General features: G+C 68.1%; 19 protein-coding genes and 1 pseudogene. 8 read left to right on the forward strand and 12 right to left on the reverse strand.

Going from position 1 to position 21,176, the window contains the following annotated elements:
* Positions 1 to 72 precede the first annotated feature (72 nt).
* The 6 genes from PcP3B5_RS14940 (at position 73) to panE (ending at position 5,498) form a co-directional block, all read left to right on the forward strand.
* The gene (locus PcP3B5_RS14940) at positions 73 to 627 is read left to right on the forward strand and encodes a carboxymuconolactone decarboxylase family protein (protein WP_009622140.1); all 555 of its coding nucleotides are present in this window, start codon (positions 73 to 75) and stop codon (positions 625 to 627) included.
* A 54-nt stretch (positions 628 to 681) separates the two neighbouring features.
* Positions 682 to 1,743: an acyl-CoA dehydrogenase family protein gene (locus tag PcP3B5_RS14945; protein ID WP_061561721.1), complete on the forward strand. Its 1,062-nt coding sequence runs from the start codon at positions 682 to 684 to the stop codon at positions 1,741 to 1,743.
* A complete protein-coding gene (locus PcP3B5_RS14950; RefSeq protein ID WP_061561722.1) occupies positions 1,740 to 2,576 on the forward strand; it encodes an ABC transporter ATP-binding protein in 837 nt (278 codons plus the stop codon). The genes PcP3B5_RS14945 and PcP3B5_RS14950 overlap by 4 nt, the downstream gene beginning before the upstream one ends.
* A complete protein-coding gene (locus tag PcP3B5_RS14955; protein ID WP_061561723.1) occupies positions 2,542 to 3,741 on the forward strand; it encodes an ABC transporter substrate-binding protein in 1,200 nt (399 codons plus the stop codon). Before PcP3B5_RS14950 ends, PcP3B5_RS14955 begins: the two co-directional genes overlap by 35 nt.
* Positions 3,738 to 4,499 carry an ABC transporter permease gene (locus tag PcP3B5_RS14960; protein ID WP_061561724.1) on the forward strand — a complete coding sequence of 254 codons (762 nt, stop codon included), beginning with the start codon at positions 3,738 to 3,740 and terminating at the stop codon, positions 4,497 to 4,499. Before PcP3B5_RS14955 ends, PcP3B5_RS14960 begins: the two co-directional genes overlap by 4 nt.
* A gap of 81 nt (positions 4,500 to 4,580) precedes the next feature.
* Positions 4,581 to 5,498 carry a 2-dehydropantoate 2-reductase gene (panE, locus tag PcP3B5_RS14965; protein WP_061561725.1) on the forward strand — a complete coding sequence of 306 codons (918 nt, stop codon included), beginning with the start codon at positions 4,581 to 4,583 and terminating at the stop codon, positions 5,496 to 5,498.
* An 87-nt stretch (positions 5,499 to 5,585) separates the two neighbouring features.
* Here panE and PcP3B5_RS14970 read toward each other — a convergent pair whose 3' ends face one another.
* From PcP3B5_RS14970 to PcP3B5_RS30725, 5 genes are read right to left on the reverse strand one after another with little or no spacing between them, the layout of a single operon-like run.
* Positions 5,586 to 6,710 carry a DUF3396 domain-containing protein gene (locus tag PcP3B5_RS14970; RefSeq protein ID WP_082816333.1) on the reverse strand — a complete coding sequence of 375 codons (1,125 nt, stop codon included), beginning with the start codon at positions 6,708 to 6,710 and terminating at the stop codon, positions 5,586 to 5,588.
* Positions 6,707 to 7,792 carry a DUF3396 domain-containing protein gene (locus PcP3B5_RS14975; RefSeq protein ID WP_061561726.1) on the reverse strand — a complete coding sequence of 362 codons (1,086 nt, stop codon included), beginning with the start codon at positions 7,790 to 7,792 and terminating at the stop codon, positions 6,707 to 6,709. The genes PcP3B5_RS14970 and PcP3B5_RS14975 overlap by 4 nt, the downstream gene beginning before the upstream one ends.
* Positions 7,793 to 7,807: 15 nt before the next feature.
* Positions 7,808 to 8,509 carry a VRR-NUC domain-containing protein gene (locus tag PcP3B5_RS14980; RefSeq protein WP_061561727.1) on the reverse strand — a complete coding sequence of 234 codons (702 nt, stop codon included), beginning with the start codon at positions 8,507 to 8,509 and terminating at the stop codon, positions 7,808 to 7,810.
* Positions 8,506 to 9,024 (reverse strand): PAAR domain-containing protein, encoded by a 519-nt coding sequence (locus PcP3B5_RS14985; protein WP_061561728.1) that lies wholly within the window; start codon positions 9,022 to 9,024, stop codon positions 8,506 to 8,508. The genes PcP3B5_RS14980 and PcP3B5_RS14985 overlap by 4 nt, the downstream gene beginning before the upstream one ends.
* Before the next feature lie 47 nt (positions 9,025 to 9,071).
* Entirely contained in the window at positions 9,072 to 9,434 is a 363-nt protein-coding gene (locus tag PcP3B5_RS30725) for a PAAR domain-containing protein (RefSeq protein WP_081884721.1), read from the reverse strand.
* Positions 9,435 to 9,861: 427 nt separating this feature from the next.
* On the opposite strand from PcP3B5_RS30725, the pseudogene PcP3B5_RS32600 reads away from it, so the two are divergent.
* Both PcP3B5_RS32600 and PcP3B5_RS14995 read left to right on the forward strand, forming a co-directional pair.
* Positions 9,862 to 9,974: pseudogene (locus PcP3B5_RS32600) on the forward strand (polar amino acid ABC transporter ATP-binding protein); the annotation flags it as partial.
* Between the two features lie 114 nt (positions 9,975 to 10,088).
* A complete protein-coding gene (locus PcP3B5_RS14995) occupies positions 10,089 to 11,219 on the forward strand; it encodes an MFS transporter (protein ID WP_043272729.1) in 1,131 nt (376 codons plus the stop codon).
* A gap of 251 nt (positions 11,220 to 11,470) precedes the next feature.
* Here PcP3B5_RS14995 and PcP3B5_RS15000 read toward each other — a convergent pair whose 3' ends face one another.
* The 7 genes from PcP3B5_RS15000 to PcP3B5_RS15030 form a co-directional block, all read right to left on the reverse strand.
* On the reverse strand, positions 11,471 to 12,331 hold the full coding sequence (locus PcP3B5_RS15000; protein WP_061561729.1) for an efflux RND transporter periplasmic adaptor subunit: 861 nt from the start codon (positions 12,329 to 12,331) through the stop codon (positions 11,471 to 11,473).
* Positions 12,332 to 12,344: 13 nt separating this feature from the next.
* A complete protein-coding gene (locus PcP3B5_RS15005) occupies positions 12,345 to 12,557 on the reverse strand; it encodes a DUF1656 domain-containing protein (protein ID WP_061561730.1) in 213 nt (70 codons plus the stop codon).
* Positions 12,544 to 14,541: an FUSC family protein gene (locus PcP3B5_RS15010; protein ID WP_082816334.1), complete on the reverse strand. Its 1,998-nt coding sequence runs from the start codon at positions 14,539 to 14,541 to the stop codon at positions 12,544 to 12,546. Before PcP3B5_RS15010 ends, PcP3B5_RS15005 begins: the two co-directional genes overlap by 14 nt.
* Before the next feature lie 704 nt (positions 14,542 to 15,245).
* Complete coding sequence (gene aceF, locus PcP3B5_RS15015) at positions 15,246 to 16,847, reverse strand: dihydrolipoyllysine-residue acetyltransferase (RefSeq protein ID WP_061561731.1); 1,602 nt, start codon at positions 16,845 to 16,847, stop codon at positions 15,246 to 15,248.
* 11 nt (positions 16,848 to 16,858) lie between these two features.
* A complete protein-coding gene (gene aceE / locus PcP3B5_RS15020; RefSeq protein WP_061561732.1) occupies positions 16,859 to 19,507 on the reverse strand; it encodes a pyruvate dehydrogenase (acetyl-transferring), homodimeric type in 2,649 nt (882 codons plus the stop codon).
* A gap of 218 nt (positions 19,508 to 19,725) precedes the next feature.
* Entirely contained in the window at positions 19,726 to 20,700 is a 975-nt protein-coding gene (locus tag PcP3B5_RS15025; RefSeq protein WP_061561733.1) for a DNA-binding protein, read from the reverse strand.
* A gap of 155 nt (positions 20,701 to 20,855) precedes the next feature.
* Complete coding sequence (locus PcP3B5_RS15030) at positions 20,856 to 21,170, reverse strand: hypothetical protein (protein WP_061561734.1); 315 nt, start codon at positions 21,168 to 21,170, stop codon at positions 20,856 to 20,858.
* Between the last annotated feature and the right edge of the window lie 6 nt (positions 21,171 to 21,176).

The raw sequence follows: 21,176 nt of genomic DNA on the forward strand, positions 1-21,176 counted from the left end.
CTTTAGAATATTGAACGGTTTTCTTATTACCAACAGACTTTTTCGACACCTACCGCACACGGAGTCGAACTCATGTCCCGCCTGCCCATCCAGACCCTCGACAGCGCCCCGGAAGCGGCAAAGCCGTTCCTGCAGAACGCGCTGAAGAACTCCGGCTTCATTCCCAACCTGCTCGGCGTGCTGGCCAACGCCCCGGCCGCGCTGGAGACCTACGTCACCGTCTCCGGCCTCAACGGCAAGGCCGAGCTGGGCCTGGCCGAGCGCGAGGTGGTCCAGCTGATCGCCGCCACCACCCACGGCTGCGACTTCTGCGTGGCCGGCCACACCGCGGTGGCGGCCAACAAGGCCAGGCTGCCTGAGGAAGTGATAGCCGCCCTGCGCGAACAACGCGAGCTGCCGGAGCCGCGCCTGGAGGCTCTGGCTGCCTTCGCCCGCGAGGCCATCGCCAGCCGTGGCGCGGTCAGCGACGCGGGGCTCGCGGCCTTCCGCGCCGCCGGCTTCAGCGACGGCAATGCCTTGGAAGTGCTGCTGGGCATCAGCCTGGCGACCCTCTGCAACTTCGCCAACGTACTGGCGCAAACGCCGCTGAACCCCGAGCTGGGCAAGTACCGCTGGGAAAAGGCCTGAGTTGCGCATGACCGGGTGGCTGCCCCGCGGCTGCCCGCTAAAAGGAGAGCGACCATGCTCGATCCGACCCTGAGCCACTGGCTCGAGGCCCAGGCCGAGGCCCTCGACCTCGGCCATGCCGACCCGCAGTCGGTGCTGCCGCAACTGGCCAGCGCCGGGCTGTTCGGCATCGGCGTGCCCGAGGCGCGCGGCGGCGCCGGCGGCGGCCTGCTCGACGCGGTGGAGGCCATCGCCGCGGTGGCCGGCCATTCGCTGACCGCCGCCTTCGTCTTCTGGGGCCAGCGCGCCTTCATCGAATACCTGCTGCAGAGCCCCAACCAGGCGCTGGGCGAACGCCTGCTCGGCGAGCTGCTGGACGGCCGCCTGGCCGGCGCCACCGGGCTGTCCAACGCCATGAAGTTCCTCTCCGGCATCGAGAGCCTGCAGGTGCGGGCCACCCCGGCCGACGACGGCTGGACCCTGGACGGCCGCCTGCCCTGGGTGACCAACCTGCGCAAGGGCCACTTCGTGGTGGCCGCGGCCATCGAGCGCGAGGGCGCGGCGCCGCTGGTGGCGGCCATCCCTTCGGCCAGCACCGGCCTTGCGCGTTCCGACGATCTGCAACTGCTCGGCCTGCAGTCGAGCAACACTGCCGCTCTGGATTTCGACGGCGTGGCGCTGCCCCGCGAGTGGCTGCTGCACGACGACGCCCGGCGCTACCTGCCGCAGGTGCGCCCGGCCTTCCTCGGCCTGCAGTGCGCCATGACCATCGGCCTCGCGCGCCGGGCCCTGGAAGCGGTGCGCGAGCACCTGGGCGGCAGCCGCTCGGTGCTGCGCGAGGAAGAGGAACGCCTGCGCGGCGAACTGGACGGCCTGGTCGAGCGCCTGCGCGCGGGCCTGTCCAGCGGCGAGTTCGCCAGCGAGCCGGCGCGGCTGTTCCGCATCCGCATCGGCCTGGCCGAAGGCGCCGCCGCGGCGGTGCAGCTGGAGCTGCAGGCCAGCGGCGGCAAGGCCTACCTCAGCCGGCACGGCGCGGCCTTCGCCCGGCGCTGGCGCGAGTCGGCCTTCGTGCCCATCGTCACGCCCAGCCTGGTGCAGTTGCGCACCGAGCTGCAGCGCCAGGAGGCGCGGGCATGAGCGAGGTGCTGCTGCAGGCCGCCGGCGTCGCCCTGGGCTACCCCGAGGGCAAGGGCTGGCGCAGCGTGCTGGAAGGCTTCGAGCTGAGCCTGGCGCCGGGGGAGGTGGTGTCCATCCTCGGCCCCAGCGGCGTCGGCAAGTCCAGCCTGCTGCGCGTGCTGGCCGGGCTGCAGAAGCCGGCGGCGGGCAGCGTGCGCCTGCTCGGCGAGGCCATCGACGGCCCGCACCCGCGCGTCGCCGTGGCCTTCCAGGACCCGAGCCTGCTGCCCTGGCTGAGCCTGGAGAAGAACGTCGCCTTCGGCCTGGACTTCGCCCGCCAGCCGAAGCTGGACAAGGCTACGCTGCACCAGCGCGTCGACCAGGCGATCGCCGCGGTCGGCCTGCAACAGGCGCGCGGCTACCTGCCGGCGCAGCTTTCCGGCGGCATGGCCCAGCGCGCCGCGCTGGCCCGCTGCCTGGCGCGCCAGCCGCAGGTGCTGCTGCTGGACGAACCCTTCGGCGCGCTGGACGAAGTGACCCGCGCCGACATGCAGCAACTGCTGCTGCAGGTGATCCACGAACGGCGCACCGCCGCCGTGCTCATCACCCACGACATCGACGAGGCCCTGCTGCTCTCCGAACGCATCCTGCTACTGGGCGACACCCCGGCGCGGACGTTGGGCGAATGGCGCATCGACCTGCCGCAACCCCGCGCGGAGCTGGTCGAGGAACTGGGCGCGCTGCGGGTCGAGATCCTCAAAACCCTACGGCGGGCGAGCCGATCCCACGCGAATTCCCACCCTGCGCCGGAGGCTGCCCATGTGCCTGGACGATCCCACTCATTCTCGACGTGACATTCTCAAACTCGGCGCGCTGCTCACCGCAGCCGGCGCGCTGCCGCTGCTGACCAGCCTGCGCGCCCGCGCCGCCGCCGAGCCGGACGCCCCGGTGCGCATCGGCTACCTGCCGATCACCGACGCCACGCCGTTGCTGGTGGCCCACGCCAACGGCCTGTTCGAGGCCGAGGGCATCAAGGCCGAGCGCCCGGTGCTGCTGCGCAGCTGGGCGCAGGTCATCGAGGCGTTCATCTCTGGCCAGGTCAATGTCATCCACCTGCTGTCGCCGATGACCGTCTGGGCCCGCTACGGCAGCAAGGTGCCGGCCAAGGTGGTGGCCTGGAACCACGTCGGCGGCTCCGGCCTGACCGTGGCGCCGGACGTGACCGAGGTGAAGCAGCTGGGCGGGCGCACCCTGGCCATCCCGTTCTGGTACTCGATCCACAACGTGGTGCTGCAGCAACTGCTGCGCGACAACGGCCTGGCGGCGGTGAGCAAGCCGGCCGACGCGGCGCTGGCGGCCAACGAGGTCAACCTGGTGGTGCTGCCGCCCTCGGACATGCCGCCGGCCCTGGCCGGCGGGCGCATCGCCGGCTACATCGTCGCCGAGCCGTTCAACGCCCTGGCGGAGAACCTCAAGGTCGGGCGCATCCAGCGCTTCACCGGCGACGTCTGGCGCAACCACGCCTGCTGCGTGGTGTTCATGCACGAGCACGACCTGAACGGCCGCCCGGAGTGGTCGCAGAAGGTGGTCAACGCCATCGTCAAGGCCCAGCTGTGGACCCGTGACAACCGCGCCGAGGCGGCGAAGCTGTTGTCCAAGGACGGCGCCAACCGCTACACCCCGCACGCGCCGGAAGTGCTCGGCCGGGTGCTGGCCCCGGCGCCCGGCGAGCGCGAGAAGTACCTGGCCGACGGCGCCATCCGCCACGCCGACTGGCACGAGGAGCGCATCGACTTCCAGCCGTACCCGTTCCCCAGCTACACCGAGGAACTGGTCAGGCGCCTGAAGGACACCCTGATCCAAGGCGACAAGGGCTTCCTCGCCGCGCTGGACCCGGCGCACACCGCGCAGGACCTGGTGGACGACCGCTTCGTGCGCAACGCCCTGGCCCAGGTCGGCGGCCTCGGCGCCTTCGGCCTGCCCGAGGGCTTCGCGCGCAGCGAGGAGATCGCCACGTGACGGCGCCGGCACTCTCCGGCCGCCGCCACTGGCTGCTGGGCCTGGCCGGGCTGTTGGCGCTGCTCGGCCTGTGGTGGAGCGGCGTGCGCCTGTTCGGCGGCGACGGCCTGGGCCAGCTGTTCTCGCCCCAGGCCACCCTGGCCAGCCTGGGCGAGCTGCTGGGCCGCGGGGAGCTGTACCAGCACGTGCTGGTGAGCCTCAGGCGCGTGCTCCTCGGCCTGCTCCTGGCGCTGGCGGTGGGCGTGCCCCTGGGCTTGCTGGTGGGCGCCTCGCGCAATCTGGAGGCGGCCACCACGCCGGCCTTCCAGTTCCTGCGGATGATCTCGCCGCTGTCGTGGATGCCCATCGCGGTGATGCTGATGGGCGTGGGCGACCAGCCGATCTACTTCCTGCTGGCCTTCGCCGCGGTCTGGCCGATCCTGCTCAACACCGCCGCCGGCGTGCGCCAGCTCGACCCGCGCTGGCTGCAGCTCTCCCGCAGCCTCAGCGCCACGCCCTGGGAGACGCTGCGCAAGGTGATCCTGCCCGGCGTGCTCGGCCACGTGCTGACCGGCGTGCGCCTGGCCATCGGTATCCTCTGGATCGTCCTGGTGCCCTGCGAGATGCTCGGCGTCAGCGCCGGGCTGGGCTACTACATCCTCGACACCCGCGACCGCCTGGCCTACTCGGAACTGATGGCCATGGTCCTGCTGATCGGTGCCCTGGGCTTCGCCCTCGACGCCCTGGCGCGCAGCCTGTACCGCCGGCGGGCGGGCTAGGCCATGCATTTTCCCGGCACTGCGTCTATATACAGGCAATGAGCCGGCGCCATCGTGCCGGGCAGCCGAGGAGGGTGGGCCATGCGCATTCTGGTGGTCGGGGCGGGTTCCACGGGTGGTTTCTTCGGCGCGTGCCTGGCCCGGGCCGGGCGCGACGTGACCTTCCTGGTGCGCGCCGGGCGGGCGCACCAGTTGCAGCAGGAAGGGCTGCAGGTGCTCAGCCCCCACGGCGATTTCGTGCTGACGCCGCAACTGGTCGGCGCCGAGCACCTGGACGGGCCCTACGACCTCATCCTGCTGACGGTGAAGGCCTACGCCCTGGAGGCGGCGCTGCGCGACATCGCCCCGGCGGTGGGGCCGGGCACGATGATCCTGCCGGTGCTCAACGGCATGCACCAGGTCGACGCCATCGTCGATCACTTCGGCCGCGGGCCGCTGCTGGGCGGCGTGTGCAAGATCGCCAGCACCCTGGACGAGCGCGGCCGCATCGTCCAGTACGGCACCCTCAACGAACTCTCCTACGGCGAGATGGATGGCGCCCGCAGCGAGCGCATCCTGCGCCTGGACGCACTGCTGCAGGACGCCGGCTTCGACGCCCGCCTGAGTAGCGACATCCACCGCGAGATGTGGGAGAAGTGGGTGCTGCTGGCCGCCCTGGGCGGCATCACCTGCCTGATGCGCGGCAACGTCGGCTCGGTGGTCGCCGCGCCCCAGGGCGAGGCCTTCGTCAACCGCCTGCTGGACGAGGTGGTGGCGGTGGTCCGCGCGGTGGGCCTGGAACCGCGCGATGCCTTCCTCGCCGAGGCGCGCCGGCAGCTGACCCTGCACGGCTCGCCGCAGACCTCGTCGATGTACCGCGACCTGATCGGCGGCCGCCCGGTGGAAGCCGAGCAGATCATCGGCGACCTGCTCGGCCGCGGCCAGACGGCCGGGCTGGACCTGCCGCTGCTGCAGGCGGCCTTCGTGCACCTGGCGGTGTACGAGCAGGGGATGGGGTGATTGGCGTAGTCGGGGTGGCGATTTCCTGCACTTGGATTGGCCGGGAAGCTAAGTGCGTCCTCCCCAGTCATCAGGCCGCATCACGGGCTATAAGCGCTCTTCCAGGGTGTTGGCTGCGCTCAGCGCGGGTTCGTTGGCCAGTAACTTGGCGCGCCAGGCGAGTATCTCGCTGTCCTCGACATCCAGGCGCTTGAGCCACTGATCGGCGGACCAGCCGACCAGTCGTAGTTCGCCGTCGTGCGAACCGCCGTGCAGCGAACCCACGGTTTCGTAGCGGATGCCTTTGAGCAGGTGATTGAGCAGCACGTAGGCGGCGGGTTTTGGGTCTTCGGCATCACCGCCGAGATAGGGGGAGGCACCGGCCTGGATCACTACGCCGCCATCGTAGTCGTAGAAAGCGAAATGACTGGGTGGTAATTGCGAACGCAAAGCCTCCAGGCCACCAACCAGCTCCAGGCGTGCCTGATCGAGCACGGTCAACCAACTCACGGTCTTGATCTTGGTGGGTCTGAACTCGGGAATATTGGCCAACAGTGCGGCTGTTCCCACATCCAGACCTGGCATACGCGCAGCCATAAAGGCTTCGGTCGGCTCATTGTTGTCTCGGTTGGTCGGCGACAGATTGTAGGCGTGCCCGGCATAGCCCTGCGTGGGAGCCAATCGACGTGCGAAGTCGAGGAACAGGCGCAGGAAATTCAGCGGATTCTGCTCTTGGTACAGCAGCGGCACGGAGAAATCTAGAACGCTAAGATCACGCCCCTTCTTGGCCTGCCAGCCCCGCTTGCCATAAATATCAAACAGCCAGGCACTGGCGTCGCGAGACTGCTCGCCGCTGGTGTAGCAGAAGCTGAGATGGTCGTCTTCATCCATTGCTTCCATCATCTCGCGTAGTGGCTTGACATCATGGTACGCAGCCAGCGGCTTGCCCTCAGGTGGCTCTTCGCGCCAGAGCCAGGTGAGGTGGGGCTCGGCCAGTCGCTTGAACTCGTCGAAGCATTGGCACAGCGCCTCGCGCACCAAAGGGCTATGGGCCTTCTTGAAATAGAGCGTGCCGCGCAGGCAGAGCACGGCACCGATATAGTCCTCGGGGCCGCCTTTCATCAGCAGGTTGCCGGGCACCGGCGGCGGCTCTACGTACTTTGCCTGTATGCTCTCACCTTGCCTTGCAAGGCACTCAAGCAGTTGATCCGCCAAACGCTGCCGCTCGCTCATAGACGCTCCGGCAAGGTGTTGGCCGCGCTCAGAGCGGGTTCGTTGGCCAGTAACTTGGCGCGCCAGGCGAGTATCTCGCTGTCCTCGACATCCAGGCGCTTGAGCCACTGATCGGCGGACCAGCCGACCAGACGCAACTCGCCATCATGGGAGCCGCCGTGCAGCGAGCCCACGGTTTCGTAGCGGATGCCTTTGAGCAGATGATTGAGCAGCACGTAGGCGGCCGGCTTCGGGTCGTCGCCGTCGCCCCCTGACGGATAGGCACCGGCCTGGATTACCACGCCAGCACCGTAGTCGTAGAAGGCGAAATGGCTGGACGGCAGTCGGTCGCGCAGGGTATCCAGCCCGCCAGCCAAGTTCAGTCGCTGCTGATCGAGCACAGTCAGCCAACTCACGCTCTTGATCTTAGAATGTTTGAACTCGGGGGTATTGGCCAACAGGCCGGCCGTTCCCACATCCAATCCTGGCATACGCGCAGCCATAAAGGCTTCGGTGGGTTCGTTGCTGTCGCGACTGGTCGGCGACAGATTAAAGGCATGCCCGGCATAACCCTGCTCCGGAGCCAATAGACGTGCGAAGTCGAGGAACAGTCGTAGGAAACTCAACGGGTTCTGCTCCTGGTATAGCAGCGGCACGGAAAACTCCAGAACGCTTAGATCGTCTCCCATCTTCGCTTCCCAAGCAGCTTGGGCAAAGATATCGAAATACCACGGGCTCGCATCGTTAGATTGCTTGCCACTGGTGTAGCAGAAGCTCAGTGGATAATCCTCATCCATGCTGGCCAGCATTTCACGCAATGACTTTGAATCAGCATAAGCCGTCAACGGCTTACCCTCTGGTGGCTCTTCTCGCCAGAGCCAGGTGAGATGGGGCTCGGCCAGTCGCTTGAACTCGTCGAAGCACTGGCACAGCGCCTCGCGCACCAAAGGGGTATGGGCCTCCTTGAAGTAGAGCGTGCCCCGCAGGCAGAGCACGGCGCCGATATAGTCCTCAGGGCCGCCCTTCATCAGCAGGTTGCCGGGTATCTCCAGTAGGTGCGGCTGCTTGGCCAATTCTTCGGCCAGGTTGAGTTCTGGTTCCATGAGATTTTCTCCGAATCAATAGGCTGGAATCATGGGACGAGGGGAGCGGCCACGAGTCAGGATAAGCATCACCCCACTGGCGATGGCGGCAGCCCATCCCAGTTGCTCCACTGGAACCTTGGACTGCTGCTGTTCCTGGCTACAGTCACAGTCGGTGGACTTCATCTCAACGACCTTGCTCTTGTCGCCTGCGATCTTTCCATAGGCGTTTGTCTGCTTTCCATCCCGTGAGTCAGGTGGAAACTTCATCTCGACCACCTGCTTGATATTGTCCTGGGACGGCGGCTTGGTCGGGTCTTGGACGATCACCACGTCGGGCCGACGAATCATGCCTCGGCCCGGCTTGAACGGCGGATGCTCCGGGTCTTCGTCCCAGTATTTACTGATCCAGCCTGGAATCCAGCCATGCGGACTGTTGCCGGTATGGCTGTCGAGAATCGGCTGCGGCGGGTTCTTGGTCATGTCGTAACTGACCTCGGGCTTGTACGGGCTACGGCCTTGCAGGATTTCGTCCAACTCGCCCAGGCGCTGGGCCACGCAGGTCTGCTTGAGGTTCTTGCCATCCTGGCTGACGTTGGGCGTGCTGCTGCAATAGCAGATCGCCGAGCACAATACCTTCTTGTCCTGCGGGGCGAGTTTGGGTTCCAGGATGTTCAGCGGATTGTTCTGGCCTTCCGGGCTCATGCCGCCCTGGGCGAGGCTGGGCTGATCGCTCATGCTTCGCCCCTGGGCAGCAGGTCGATGTAGATGTTTTCCGCCGTCTCGTGCCTGACCCATGACGTCATGCCTTCGGCATCCGTGGTGTCGATGGCGGACCAGCCGGCGCTGGACCAGAGCTTGACCCTGCGGCCGGCGACGGGCTTGCCCGTTTCCTGGTCGATCAGCTGAAAGCGCCCGGAGTACGGCGCGGTGCTGCCAGGGAACGGCGCCACGGGAGTAACCGGCGCGGGGGTGAACGTATCGCCGATGATGACGGTGCCCGAGCCTCCGATGATGACGTTGCCGTGCGCACCCAGGCTGCCCAGTGTGGCGGCGGGCTGGCCATTGATGAACACGCTCGATGAAACGCCGGAGACGATCGGGCTGCCGCAGGCGCTGACATCGCCTTGTCGCGCTGCGGGCAGGCCGTCGAAGATAACGTCAGGCGAGCCGCTGACGATGGGGTTGGTGCCGTGGCCTGGTAGTGGACAGGCCGTTGGATCGGTGACGCGGGCTGCGGGTTTCCCACTCATGTGCGATTCCTTGCGATAGCCAGAGATGGAGGACGAAACGCTGTCGGCTAGTCAGGCTTTACAACCTGGTAGTCCGGCTGAAGCAGGCCGGGGATGCCGTCATCGTCGGCGTATTCGCGAATCTGCCCGGAGCTTTGCAAGCTGCTGACGATGGTGTCGCCGTTGTCGGTGGCGCTGCCCACGATGGCCATCGGTTGGCCGTTGTGAGAGAGCGCCGCACCGGCACCGGAGACGATCCTGCTTTCGGTGTTGTCCGGATAGCGAACCAGGTCGCCCACGCAGGCGATCGGGTAGCCATGGATTTTCATGCTGGTGCTGGCCGTAGCGACTTCACCGCCCAAACGGGTGCGGGCGCCCAGCGTGGCAAGGTCATAGGTGGCCTTCACGGGCCGTGCGGCGAGCTTCGCCATGGACTCGGAAACCAGACGTCGCGCTTCCTCTACGGTGTAATTCACGGCACATCCTTCCTGTGGGGCGAGCGCACTTTCGTGCGCAAATATAGGGAGTGCGAAAGTAACAAAGCTAAAGTGCGCAACTTCTTGCGCGCCTCCCCTCTAGCTCGCATGGATAGGATGCAAGAGAAATTTGTAACCCTTTATTCATGCCTGGCCGGCGTGGGGCGGATCGCACTTTTGAGCGTCCTGGCAACCTTCCCGCACCAGAAAAGGGGTTAGTCGTTCTTACAGGAGCAGCCTGTTCGCGAACCCGCCCCTCCGATAGTTCACGAATATCTGAACCGATTATTTGTTCGCCGCCATTTTCTCCTGCCCCTACCTGCGACAACTGCACCGACGCCAGGCCAGCCTTGGCGCTGCTCGACAAGGTCGGCCGCGCGCACAAGTCCCCCACCAGCTCTCCGGCGGCCAGCTGCAGCGCGTGGCCATCGCCCGCGGGCGGGCATCATGCTGTTCGACGAGTCGACCTCGGCGCTCGACCCCGAGTTGGTGGGCCCAGGGCCAACCGCAACCGCAGGCGACCATGGCGGGCCGAGCCGGGCACTTCCCCTCGGCAGACGGGCGTGCATCGGGTAAGGTGCGCGCTTGCCTTGTCGTCCGGGAGGGACCATGTCGTCAGACCCCGCGCAGCCGCGCCTGCGCCGCGCCGATAACGATTCCCGCCGCGCCGCCCAGGTCCTGGGCCTGTGCCTGCCCGGCGACGTGGTGCTCTACCTGCTGCTGCCGATGTACGCCGCCGACTTCGGCGTCAGCCTGGCCCAGGCGGGCATCCTGCTGGCGGCCAACCGCCTGGTGCGCATCGTCGGCTACGGCTGGGTGGTACGCTTCTACGCCCGCCACGGCGACCGCGCCACCTGCAGCCTGGCGGCCTGCGCCTCGGCGTTGTGCGCGCTGGGCTATGCGACGCTCTCCGGCGTCGCCGCGCTGCTGGTGCTGCGCCTGATGTGGGGCCTGAGCTACGCCAGCTTCAACCTCAGCACCCAGACCCTGGCCACCGCCGAGGCCCAGGGCGCCGCGCGCCGCGCCGGGCGTTCGCGGGCGACCATCTCCATCGGGCCGATGCTGGCGCTGCCGCTGGCGGCGGTGATGGCCCAGGCCTGGGGGCCGCGCAGCGTGTTCTTCGTGCTCTGTGCCAGCGCGTTGCTGGGCCTGTGGCGGGCGCGCTCGCTGCCGGCCCGAGGGCACGACCTGCATACCCCGAGCGGGCGCCGCCTGCGCCTGCCGGACAGCATCGCCACCTGGTCCTTCATCGAGGGCGTGACCCTCGACGGCCTGTTCATCTTCGGTCTGTCGCTGTACGCGGAAAGCCACCTGGGCGGCACCGGCGTGCTGGTGGCGGGCATCCTGATGGCGGTGCGCTACCTCAGCGAGATGCTCTTCAGCCCCTTCGGCGGCCGCCTGGCCGACCACTTCGGCGCGCTGCGCATGCTGGTGACGCTGTCCCTGGCGACCTCGGCGGCGTTGCTGATCTTCGGCAGCCACTGGCTGTTCGCCGGCGCCTTCCTGGTCCTGCTGCTGCGCGCCCTGCAACTGCCGCTGGTGATGACACTGGTGGCCCAGCGCAACCCGCAGAACCGCATCCAGGCCCTGGCCGGCAACGCCATCTGGCGCGACATAGGCGCAGGCCTGGGCCCGATGCTGGCCGGCGTGCTGCTGCCCGTTGTGCCGGCCTTCTGGGCCTACGCCGGCGCCGCGGCGGTGTTGGCGCTCAGCGCGCTGGGGTGTGCCTGGCGGCGTTGATCGTGTGGGTTAGATCGCGGATGGAGTCCGCTCCTACCCCTCCGGCAAACACAATGCCCGTAGGATGGTGTTGAGCGAAGCGATACCCATCGCCATGACCGCATGGGTTTCGCAAGCTCAACCCATCCTACGAAGAGCACCCCGGCGCGGCCTGTAGGAGCGCGCCCTGCGCGCGATTCGCGGGCAGGGCCCGCTCCTACAGGGAATGGTGCGGGCGGGGCGGCGTAGGAGCGGATCTCGTTCGCGATGCTCTAAGGGCTGGCCTCGATATTGACCGTGGCGGTCATGCCGGCGCTGAGGTGGATGTCCTTCGGCACTTCCAGCAGTTCGATGCGCACCGGGATGCGCTGGGCCAGGCGCACCCAGTTGAAGGTCGGCTCGACGTTGGCCAGCAGCTGGGTGTCGGGCAGGGCGTTGCGGTCGGTGATGCCGCTGCTGATGCTCTGCACCCTGCCCTTGAGCACGCGTTCGCCGCTCATCAGCGTCACCCGCGCGGGCTGGCCGACGTGGATGCCGGGCAGCTTGGTTTCCTCGAAGTAGGCGGTGACGTAGAACGAGCCCTGGTCCACCAGGGCCATGGCGGCCTGGCCGGTCTGCGCGTAGTTGCCCTGGGCCAGGCGCAGGTTGGTCACCTGGCCGTCGCGCGGGGCGCGCACCTCGCTGCGCTGCAGGTTGATCTCGGCCAGGCGCGCCGCGGCCAGGGCTTCCTGGTACTGGCTGTTGGCGATGTTGGCGTTGAGCTGCGCGGTCTCGCGGTCCTCGGCGCTGATCGCCGCGCTGGTCAGGCGCTTGCGGCGGTTGGCCTCGCTCTGCCGCAGCAGGTATTCCTGCTTGCGCGTCTCGGCCAGGGCGCGGGCCTGGTCGAGGTTGGCCTGGTAGCGGTCGCGGTCGATGCGCATCAACAGGTCGCCGGCCTTGACCTTCTGGTTGTCGACGATGGGCAGCTCGGTGACCCAGCCGGACACGTCCGGGGCGATCACCACCACGTCGGCGCGCACCCGAGCGTCCCGCGTCCAGGGCGAGAGCATGTAGTAGCGCCACAGCCAGAGCCCCGCCAGCACGGCGGCGGCGACCACCAGCAGGGTGGTCAGCACTCGCAGGAAGCCTCGCACGCAATGCTCCTCGTTATCCGTTGACGACGCCGGCGCACCAGGTGACGGCGGCCAGCAGCAGGGTGAACAGGGCGCAGTCGAACAGCGCCTCGTGCCAGATCCAGCGCCCCGCCGGCGTGGCCTGCAGCAGCTTGCGCAGCGCGATGGTCAGGGTCAGGGCGAGCAGCGCGTAGAGGAACATCGGGCTGACGTAGACGCCGCCCAGGGGCTGTTCAACCAGGGCCATGCTCGTCCTCCAGGCGGCACCAGGCGCGCCAGGTGTTGCTCAGCTGGCGCAGCGCGGCGCGGGCCAGGCGGTTGTTCTCGTCCAGGTGGCCGGGGTCGCTGCGCAGGGCGGCGTCCAGTTCGTCGCAGAGTTCGTCCAGGCGCGCCTCGCGCCCCGGGGCCGGGCCGGCCTGGAACAGGTCGCCCAGGTTGTCGAGGAAGGCCTGCCGGCGTTTGCGCAGCACGCCGCGGGCGCCGGCCAGGCAGTGGCGCAGGTGCAGCAGCTCGCTGCCCATGTCCAGCGCCAGCAGGCCGTCGAGCCAGCGCCGCTGCATGGCCTGGGGCAGCAGCGCGTAGTGCCGCGCCAGGCGGATCAGGCGGTCGGCCATGCGTCCGCCGAACCAGCTTTCCGCCTGGTCCAGCGGGTAGCGGGTGAGGCGCCCCAGGTCCAGCGCCATGGCCTGGCCCAGGCGGCGGATGACCCAGTCCGGCGGCAGCGCCAGCAGGCGGAACACCATGGCGGCGAAGCCCACGCCGATGACCGTAGCCTGGGCCGAGTTGAGCAGGCTGGCGAAGTCGTAGTGCATGTCGTTGCGCGGCGCGATGAAGGTGATGAACTGGATGGCGAAGGTGGTGGCGGTACCGATCAGCGCCGGCGGCCCGGCCATGCCCAGTGCGGCGAAGAACAGCGGCACGCCCAGGGCCATGCACAGCAGGGGGAAGCCGTTCCACTGCGGCAGCAGCCACTGGTCCACCACTATGGCGGCCAGCAGCGCGTAGAGGATGCCGCGCAGGAAGCTCATGCTCAGTTCCACGGCGTTGTCGCGGTTGGCGAACAGGCTGCAGAGGATGCCGGCCATGAGCATGCCGCCCACCGCCGCCGGCCAGGCGCTGGCCAGCCAGAAGGCGGCGATGCCCAGCAGCGCCAGGGCGCTGCGCAGGCCGTAGAACAGCGCCATCAGCCAGTCGCGGTGCCAGGACAAGCCGCTGCTGGCATCACCGCTGAACTCGCCGCTGGCCACCCCAGCGGCGGCCGTTTCGGCGGCTTCGACCTTGATCAGCAACACCGCGCAGCGCGCCAGGCAGTAGCGCAGGTCGTTGTCCAGGGCCTCGTCGGCGCTGGCTTGCAGCAGGCGGTCGCGCAGCGCCTGCAACTGTTCGGGGGTGTGGCGCGGCAGCAGTGCCAGCAGCTCGTCGAGCCAGGGTTGCAACTGCGCTTGCGCTTCGGGCGAAAGCACCTGCCGCTGGCGCGACGCCCCGCGTGCGGTGCGCAGCAGGCTCAGCACGTCGCGCGACAGGGTGCGCAAGGCCAGCGCGCGGCGCTGGCCCTGGTGGCCTTCGAACCAGGCGTGGTCGCGCTGGGCGTCGGCGGCGACGATCCGGCCGAGCAACTGGAGGATGCCCTCCGGCTCGCGGGCCTGGCCGCGCAGCGCGTTGGCCGCTGCCTGCAGCGCCGCGTCGAGGGTTTCGCGGGCGACCCGCGCGAGGTTTTCCTCGACCCGCTGCGGCCACAGGGTGGCGCTGACCACCGAGGCGCAGACGATGCCCAGGCAGATTTCCGTGCAGCGCGCCACGGCCTGGTCGAACACCTGCAGCGGCACGTTGATCGCCGGCAGGGCGATGATCGCCACCGTGTAGCCGGACAGCACGAAGGCGTAGGAAACGTGGTTGCGCAGCAGGGTCGAGGCCGCGGTGCACAGGCCCATCCACAAAGCCACCACCAGCAGGAACAGCCAGGGCGTCTGGGCGAACAGGGCCATGATGAGCACCGCCATGCTGGTCCCGACCAGGGTGCCGAGCAGGCGGAACAGGCCCTTGGCGACGACCATCCCGGACAGCGGCTGGGACACGATGAACACCGTCATCAGCGCCCATTGCGGCTGTTCCAGGTCCAGGCGGAAGGACAGCCAGAGGGCGATGCCGCCGGCCAGCAGGGTCTTGCCGGCGAAGCGCAGGGCAGGGCCGCTGGGGGCGATGAAGGCGGTCAGGGCAGGGCTGGCTAACACGGCGTCGACAGGCTCCGGCTGAGGCTTGCGGCCCGCTCAGGTGGCGCGCATCAAGGGCGGCGCGGCCCCGTTATCGGGAAGCATAGTCGATGGGGCGGTTCGCTCGGTGCATGGGGGTTCAGAGGGCGGGTTCGGCAGTGGTGTGTTGGTGGAGCCCGTTGCCCTCACCCCAGCCCTCTCCCGGAGGGAGAGGGGGCCGTTTGGAGCGGGGGGTGAGTTCGGAGTTGTCCTGTACTCCTCACTACCCCCGCCATTCCCGCGAGCGCGGGACGCGGCTCCATCACCAACAGCGCTTGCGCTGGCCCGAAGGGAAATAACCCAGTGCTTTGCACGTGGGTTCAGGGAGTTTGGTGATTGCGCTTCACGCTGAACGGTTCCCTCTCCCGCTTGCGGGGGAGGGTTAGGGTGGGGGAGCGGAGTAGAGGTTTGGCAGTGGAGTGTCGGCGGAGCCCGTTGCCCTCACCCCAGCCCTCTCCCGGAGGGAGAGGGGGCCGTTCGGAGTGGTTGGCGAAGACGGAGTTGTCCTGGGCCCCCTGTGCGCCCTGCGGGGCGCCATTCCCATGTAGGAGCGCGCCCTGCGCGCGATTCGCAGGCCGCACCGGGGGCTCTTCGTAGGAGCGAGCTTGCTCGCGAACAAACGCGGTGCCATGTGGTTCGCGAGCAAGCTCGCTCCTACGAAAAGCGTTGATAGCCGGCGGCGCGGATCACAGCAGCAGCGTTCGGATGTCCCCCAGCAGTTCGCCCAGGCGTTTGGTGAAGCGCGCGGCGGCGGCGCCGTTGATCACGCGGTGGTCGTAGGACAGCGACAGCGGCAGCATCAGGCGCGGCTGGAAGGCCTTGCCGTCCCACACCGGTTGCAGGGTCGCCTTGCTCACACCCAGGATCGCCACTTCCGGCGCATTGACGATCGGCGTGAAGCCGGTGCCGCCGATGTGGCCGAGGCTGGAGATGGTGAAGCAGGCGCCCTGCATGGCGTCGGCCGAGAGCTTCTTGGTGCGGGCCTTTTCCGCCAGCTCCGCCGCCTCGGCGGCCAGCTGCAGCAGACTCTTCTGGTCGACGTCGCGGATCACCGGCACCAGCAGGCCGTCCGGGGTGTCCACGGCGAAGCCGAGGTGCACGTACTTCTTGCGGATCAGCGCCTTGCCGCTGGGGGCCAGGGAGCTGTTGAAGTCCGGCAGTTCCTTCAGCAGGTGCGCGCAGGCCTTGAGCAGGATCGGCAGGATGGTCAGCTTGGTGCCGGCCTTTTCCGCCGCCGCCTTCTGCGCCACGCGGAAGGCTTCCACCTCGGTGATGTCGGCCGACTCGAACTGGGTCACGTGGGGCACGTTCAGCCAGCTGCGGTGCAGGTTGGCGGCGCCGACCTGCATCAGGCGGGTCATGGCCACTTCTTCCACTTCGCCGAACTTGCTGAAGTCGACTTCCGGGATCGGCGGGATGCCCGTGCCTGCCGCCGCGCCTTTCGGCCGTTGCAGCTGCTGCTTGACGAACAGTTGCACGTCCTCCTTGAGGATGCGGCCTTTCGGGCCGGTGGCCTGCACTTCGGCCAGCTCGACGCCGAACTCGCGGGCCAGCATGCGCACGGCCGGGCCGGCGTGGACCTTGGCGCCGTCGCGGCTGGGCGCGCCCACCGGAGGCGGCGCCTCGGCCTTCGCCGGCGCGGCGGCGGGCTTGGCTTCTGGCGCAGGTGCTTCCGTCGCTGCCGGTGCCGAGGGCGCTGCTGCCGGAGCTGCCTCGCCCTCGGCCTCCAGTTCGAGGATTTCATCGCCTTCCTTCAAGGTGTCGCCGAGCTTCACCTTGAGGGCCTTGACCACGCCAGCGGCGGGCGAGGGGATTTCCATGCTGGCCTTGTCGGATTCCAGTGTCAGCAGGCTCTGGTCGGCCTCGATGCGCTCGCCCACCTTGACCATCAGCTCGATGATCTCGCCCTGGCCATTGCCGATGTCCGGCACGCGCACTGTCTGCATGCCGCCACCGCCGCTGGCCCGGGGCGCCGGCTCGGGCGCTGCAGCCGGCGGCGCCTTGGGTTCCTCGGCGGCCGGGGCGGGGGCCTCGGCCTGGGTTTCGGCGGCGCCGCCCTCAGCCTCCAGTTCGAGGATTTCGTCGCCTTCCTTCAGGGTGTCGCCCACCTTGACCTTGATGCTCTTCACCACCCCGGCCTTGGGCGCGGGGATTTCCATGCTGGCCTTGTCGGATTCGAGGGTCAGCAGGCTCTGCTCGGCCTCGATCTTGTCGCCGACCTTGACCAGCAACTCGATGACTTCACCCTGGCCGTTGCCGATGTCGGGTACGCGGATCAGCTCACTCACAATGCGTCTCCTCAGCAGTCCAGGGGGTTGCGCTTGTTCGGGTCGAGGCCGAGCTTGACGATGGTCTCGGCGACCACCTTGGGCTCGATGTCGCCGCGGTCGGCCAGGGATTCCAGCGCGGCCAGGACGATCCAGCGGCGGTCCACCTCGAAGAAGTCGCGCAGCTTGCGGCGGCTGTCGCTGCGACCGAAGCCGTCGGTGCCCAGCACCTTGTATTCCTTGCCCGGCACCCATTGGCGGATCTGCTCGGCGTATAGCTTCATGTAGTCGGTGGAGGCGATGACCGGGCCCTTGCGGCCTTCCAGGCATTGCTCGACGTAGCTCAACCTGGGCTTCTGCTCCGGGTGCAGGCGGTTCCAGCGCTCGGTGGCCAAGCCGTCGCGGCGCAGCTCGTTGAAGCTGGGCACCGACCAGACGTCGGCGCCGATGCCGAAGTCCTCGCGCAAAATCTTCGCCGCGGCTTCCACCTCGCGCAGGATGGTGCCCGAGCCCAGCAGCTGCACGTGGTGGGCGGCGTCCTTCCTGTCCTCCTCCAGCAGGTACATGCCGCGGATGATGCCTTCCTCCGCGCCGGCGGGCATCGCCGGGTGCGGGTAGTTCTCGTTCATCACGGTGATGTAGTAGAAGATGTTTTCCTGCTCCTGCAGCATGCGCCGCGCGCCGTCGTGGATGATCACCGCCAGCTCGTAGGCGTAGGTCGGGTCGTAGGTGCGGATGTTCGGGATCACCGAGGCGAGCACGTGGCTCTGCCCGTCCTCGTGCTGCAGGCCTTCGCCGTTCAGGGTGGTGCGCCCGGCCGTGCCGCCGAGCAGGAAGCCGCGGACCATGGCGTCGCCGGCGGCCCAGGCCAGGTCGCCAATGCGCTGGAAGCCGAACATCGAATAGAAGATGTAGAACGGCAGCATCGGCTGGCGGTAGTTGCTGTAGGCGTTGCCGGCGGCGATGAACGAGGACATGGCGCCGGCCTCGGTGATGCCTTCCTCGAGTATCTGGCCCTTCTTGTCCTCGCGGTAGAACATCAGCTGTTCCCTGTCGACCGGCTCGTACAGCTGGCCCACCGAGGAATAGATGCCGAGCTGGCGGAACATGCCCTCCATGCCGAAGGTGCGCGCCTCGTCGGGGATGATGGGGACGATGCGGGGGCCCATCTCCTTGTCCTTGATCAGCTGCGAGATGATCCGCACGAAGGCCATGGTGGTGGAGATTTCGCGGTCGCCGGTGCTGTCGAGCAGGGCCTTGAGGGTGTCCAGCGGCGGCACCGGCACGCTGAAGGCGTTGCCGGGGCGGTGCGGCACCGAGCCGCCCAGCTCGGCGCGGCGCTCGGCCAGGTACCTGGCCTCGGCGCTGCCGGGCTCGGGTTTGTAGAAGGGCACTTTCTCAAGGTCCGCATCGCGGATCGGGATGTTGAAGCGGTCGCGGAAGGCGCGCAGGCTGGCCACGTCTATCTCGTGGATGTTGTGGGCGATGTTCTTCGCCTCGCCGGTGCCGGTGCCGTAGCCCTTGATGGTCTTGGCCAGGATCACGCTCGGCTGGCCCTTGTGGTTCACCGCCGCGTGGTAGGCCGCATAGACCTTGTAGGGGTCGTGGCCGCCGCGGTTGAGGTTCCAGATTTCCTCGTCGGAGAGGTCCTTGACCATCTCCAGCAGCTCCGGGCGGGTGCCGAAGAAGTGCTCGCGCACGTAGGCGCCGTCCTTGGCCTTGTAGTTCTGGTAGTCGCCATCCACCGCCTCGTCCATCCGCGCCTGCAGCAGGCCGGCGGTGTCCTTGGCGAACAGCGGGTCCCAGAGACGGCCCCAGATGACCTTGATGACGTTCCAACTGGCGCCGCGGAACACGCCTTCCAGTTCCTGGATGATCTTGCCGTTGCCGCGCACTGGGCCGTCCAGGCGCTGCAGGTTGCAGTTGACCACGAAGATCAGGTTGTCCAGCTTCTCGCGCCCGGCCAGGGAGATGGCGCCGAGGGATTCGGGCTCGTCGGTCTCGCCGTCGCCTAAGAAGCACCACACGCGCTGCTGGCCCGGGGGGATGAAGCCGCGGCTTTCCAGGTACTTCATGAAGCGCGCCTGGTAGATCGCCTGGATCGGCCCCAGGCCCATGGACACCGTGGGGAATTGCCAGAAGTCCGGCATCAGCCAGGGGTGCGGGTAGGACGACAGGCCGTGGCCGTCCACCTCCTGGCGGAAGTTCTCCAGCTGTTCCTCGCTCAGGCGCCCCTCGATGAAGGCGCGGGCGTAGATGCCGGGGGAGGCGTGGCCCTGAAAGTAGATGAGGTCGCCGCCGTGTTCCTCGGTGGGGGCGCGGAAGAAGTAGTTGAAGCCGATGTCGTAGAGCGTCGCCGAGGAGGCGAAGGTGGAGATGTGGCCACCCAGGGACGGGTCCTTGTGGTTGGCGCGCATCACCATGGCCAGGGCGTTCCAGCGCACCAGCGAGCGGATGCGCCGCTCCATGAACAGGTCGCCGGGCATGCGCGCCTCGTGGGTCACCGGGATGGTGTTGCGGTACGGGGTGGTGATGGCGTAGGGCAACTGGGTGCCGGTGCGGCTGGCCAGCTCGCCCATGCGCGTCATCAGGTAGTGGGCGCGCTCTTCGCCTTCGCGGTCGAGCACCGACTCCAGGGCGTCCAGCCACTCCTGGGTTTCAACGGGATCGATATCGTGCATTGCGGAATACCTTGCCGGTTGCGATAGGTCCACGCTTGTTCAGCGCCCCGGGCAATCCCCCGGCCGAAGGGGCCGGAAAGCCGCTGGACCAATCGCCGGCAGGGCCGACGTCCCGGCATGCGGGAGGCTGCTGGTCGCTGCGAAAGAAACCCGGGTGGTCGCTATAGCCTAGCTGGCAAGACGCGGGGCGCCACCGGCAATAAGTCGCAGAAGGCCCTTCAGGGCGCGCCCGGCGCTTCGTCGCGCAGCGCCAGGCTCAGCTCCTGCAGGCGCTGTTGCAGGGCCTGCAATTGCCGGGACTGCTCGCGGCCGTGCTGTTCCAGGCGCGCCAGTTCCTCGCCCTGGGCCAGGTTGCGCTGCTCCAGCACCGAGCGGGCGCCTTCGGCCTGGGCCCGCTCCTGGCGCAGGGCTTCCATCGCCAGGGCGTGGCGGGCCAGTTGTTGCTGCTGTTCCTGCTGCTGGTCGCGCAGCAGGCGGGCCTCGGTGAGCAGGCGCGCGTTGTCGCGGTTCAGCCGCGTCAGCTCGTCCTGGCGCGCGGCCAGGTGCTGCTGCGACTGGCGCAGTTCTTCCGTCAGCTGCTGCAACTGGGCCTGGTGCTGGCGTTGCTCCTGTTCCCGCTGTTCCTTCGTGGCCTGGCGCTGCTGCTCCAGGGCGAAGCGGGCGTGGTTGTGCTTTTCCTCCAGCGAGGCGATCTGCGCGTCACGCTCGCGCAGGCGGGTTTCCAGGTCGCCGGCGGCCTGGCGCAGGCGCGCGCTGGTCAGCTCGCCCTGGTGCTTCTGCTGGCGCGTCTGTTCCAACTGCTCGCGGGTTTCCCGCAGTTGCGCCTCCAGCGCCTGGTTCTGCGCCTGTAGCTGCTCGATGCGCGCCTGGGCGCTGCGGACCTGCTGCTGGTAGTCCAGGCGCTCGCGGGACAGCCGGGCGCGGTCCTCGGCCACCGAGTCGCGGGCTTCCTGCTGCAGACGCTCGGCCAGCTGAGTGACCAGATTGCCCAGTTCCTCGCTGAGGGAGAGGGGATGCCCGGCCGTGCCGCCGGCCTCGGCTTCCAGTTCCTTCAGATAGCGATGGATGGTGGTCTTGGAGCCGGTGTTGCCCAGCTCGACGCGCAGGGCATCGATGCTCGGGTTTTCCCCGCGGGCCAGTATGGCCATGCGTGCTTTCTGTACCAGTGCCTTGTTGATTCCGCCCCGTGCCATGGCCGCTCCAGTGATTTCGTACCGTACTACGTAGCATGTAATTACATACTAAAAATGTGCGATGCGAAAGCGCCCAATGCGCCGCTCCTGAGGGCGGCGCGTAGGGGGTGGGATTCGAAGGTCGATGAGCAGAGTGGGGCACGCGTGGCGCCGGTTCAGCGCCGGCGGCTCACCAGGCAGACGGCGGCCAGTACCCCGCAGGTGGCGGCGAGGATGAGCGCGACCTGCCAGGGATGCTCGCTGGCATAGTCGCCGCCGCGGCGCAGCGCGCGCCGGCCCTGGTAGGCCAGGCGGTCGCCGATGGCCTGGCAGTCGTCGCTCAGGTGGCGCAGGCGCGCCTTGAACGCGGGGATGTCCTTGGCGGCCAGCTCGCGGCCGCCATCGAGCAGCGCCGTCAGCTCGTCGACCAGGGTCTGCAGTTCGGCCACGCTGTCGTGGCGGCGGGAGGGAAACCATCGATGCGGGGTCATGGGGTT

Source organism: Pseudomonas citronellolis (assembly GCF_001586155.1).
Classification (GTDB): Bacteria; Pseudomonadota; Gammaproteobacteria; order Pseudomonadales; family Pseudomonadaceae; genus Pseudomonas; species Pseudomonas citronellolis.

Excerpts from the sequence above, each read along its gene's own strand:
- panE (WP_061561725.1), top strand. The coding sequence starts at position 4,581 with ATGCGCATTCTGGTGGTCGGGGCGGGTTCCACGGGTGGTTTCTTCGGC.
- PcP3B5_RS14980 (WP_061561727.1), bottom strand. The coding sequence starts at position 8,509 with ATGAGCGATCAGCCCAGCCTCGCCCAGGGCGGCATGAGCCCGGAAGGC.
- PcP3B5_RS14970 (WP_082816333.1), bottom strand. The coding sequence starts at position 6,710 with ATGAGCGAGCGGCAGCGTTTGGCGGATCAACTGCTTGAGTGCCTTGCA.
- PcP3B5_RS30725 (WP_081884721.1), bottom strand. The coding sequence starts at position 9,434 with ATGGCGAAGCTCGCCGCACGGCCCGTGAAGGCCACCTATGACCTTGCC.
- PcP3B5_RS15005 (WP_061561730.1), bottom strand. The coding sequence starts at position 12,557 with ATGGCCCTGGTTGAACAGCCCCTGGGCGGCGTCTACGTCAGCCCGATG.
- PcP3B5_RS14950 (WP_061561722.1), top strand. The coding sequence starts at position 1,740 with ATGAGCGAGGTGCTGCTGCAGGCCGCCGGCGTCGCCCTGGGCTACCCC.
- PcP3B5_RS14995 (WP_043272729.1), top strand. The coding sequence starts at position 10,089 with ATGTCGTCAGACCCCGCGCAGCCGCGCCTGCGCCGCGCCGATAACGAT.
- PcP3B5_RS14985 (WP_061561728.1), bottom strand. The coding sequence starts at position 9,024 with ATGAGTGGGAAACCCGCAGCCCGCGTCACCGATCCAACGGCCTGTCCA.
- aceE (WP_061561732.1), bottom strand. The coding sequence starts at position 19,507 with ATGCACGATATCGATCCCGTTGAAACCCAGGAGTGGCTGGACGCCCTG.
- PcP3B5_RS14945 (WP_061561721.1), top strand. The coding sequence starts at position 682 with ATGCTCGATCCGACCCTGAGCCACTGGCTCGAGGCCCAGGCCGAGGCC.
- PcP3B5_RS14975 (WP_061561726.1), bottom strand. The coding sequence starts at position 7,792 with ATGGAACCAGAACTCAACCTGGCCGAAGAATTGGCCAAGCAGCCGCAC.
- PcP3B5_RS14940 (WP_009622140.1), top strand. The coding sequence starts at position 73 with ATGTCCCGCCTGCCCATCCAGACCCTCGACAGCGCCCCGGAAGCGGCA.
- PcP3B5_RS15025 (WP_061561733.1), bottom strand. The coding sequence starts at position 20,700 with ATGGCACGGGGCGGAATCAACAAGGCACTGGTACAGAAAGCACGCATG.
- PcP3B5_RS15030 (WP_061561734.1), bottom strand. The coding sequence starts at position 21,170 with ATGACCCCGCATCGATGGTTTCCCTCCCGCCGCCACGACAGCGTGGCC.
- PcP3B5_RS14955 (WP_061561723.1), top strand. The coding sequence starts at position 2,542 with ATGTGCCTGGACGATCCCACTCATTCTCGACGTGACATTCTCAAACTC.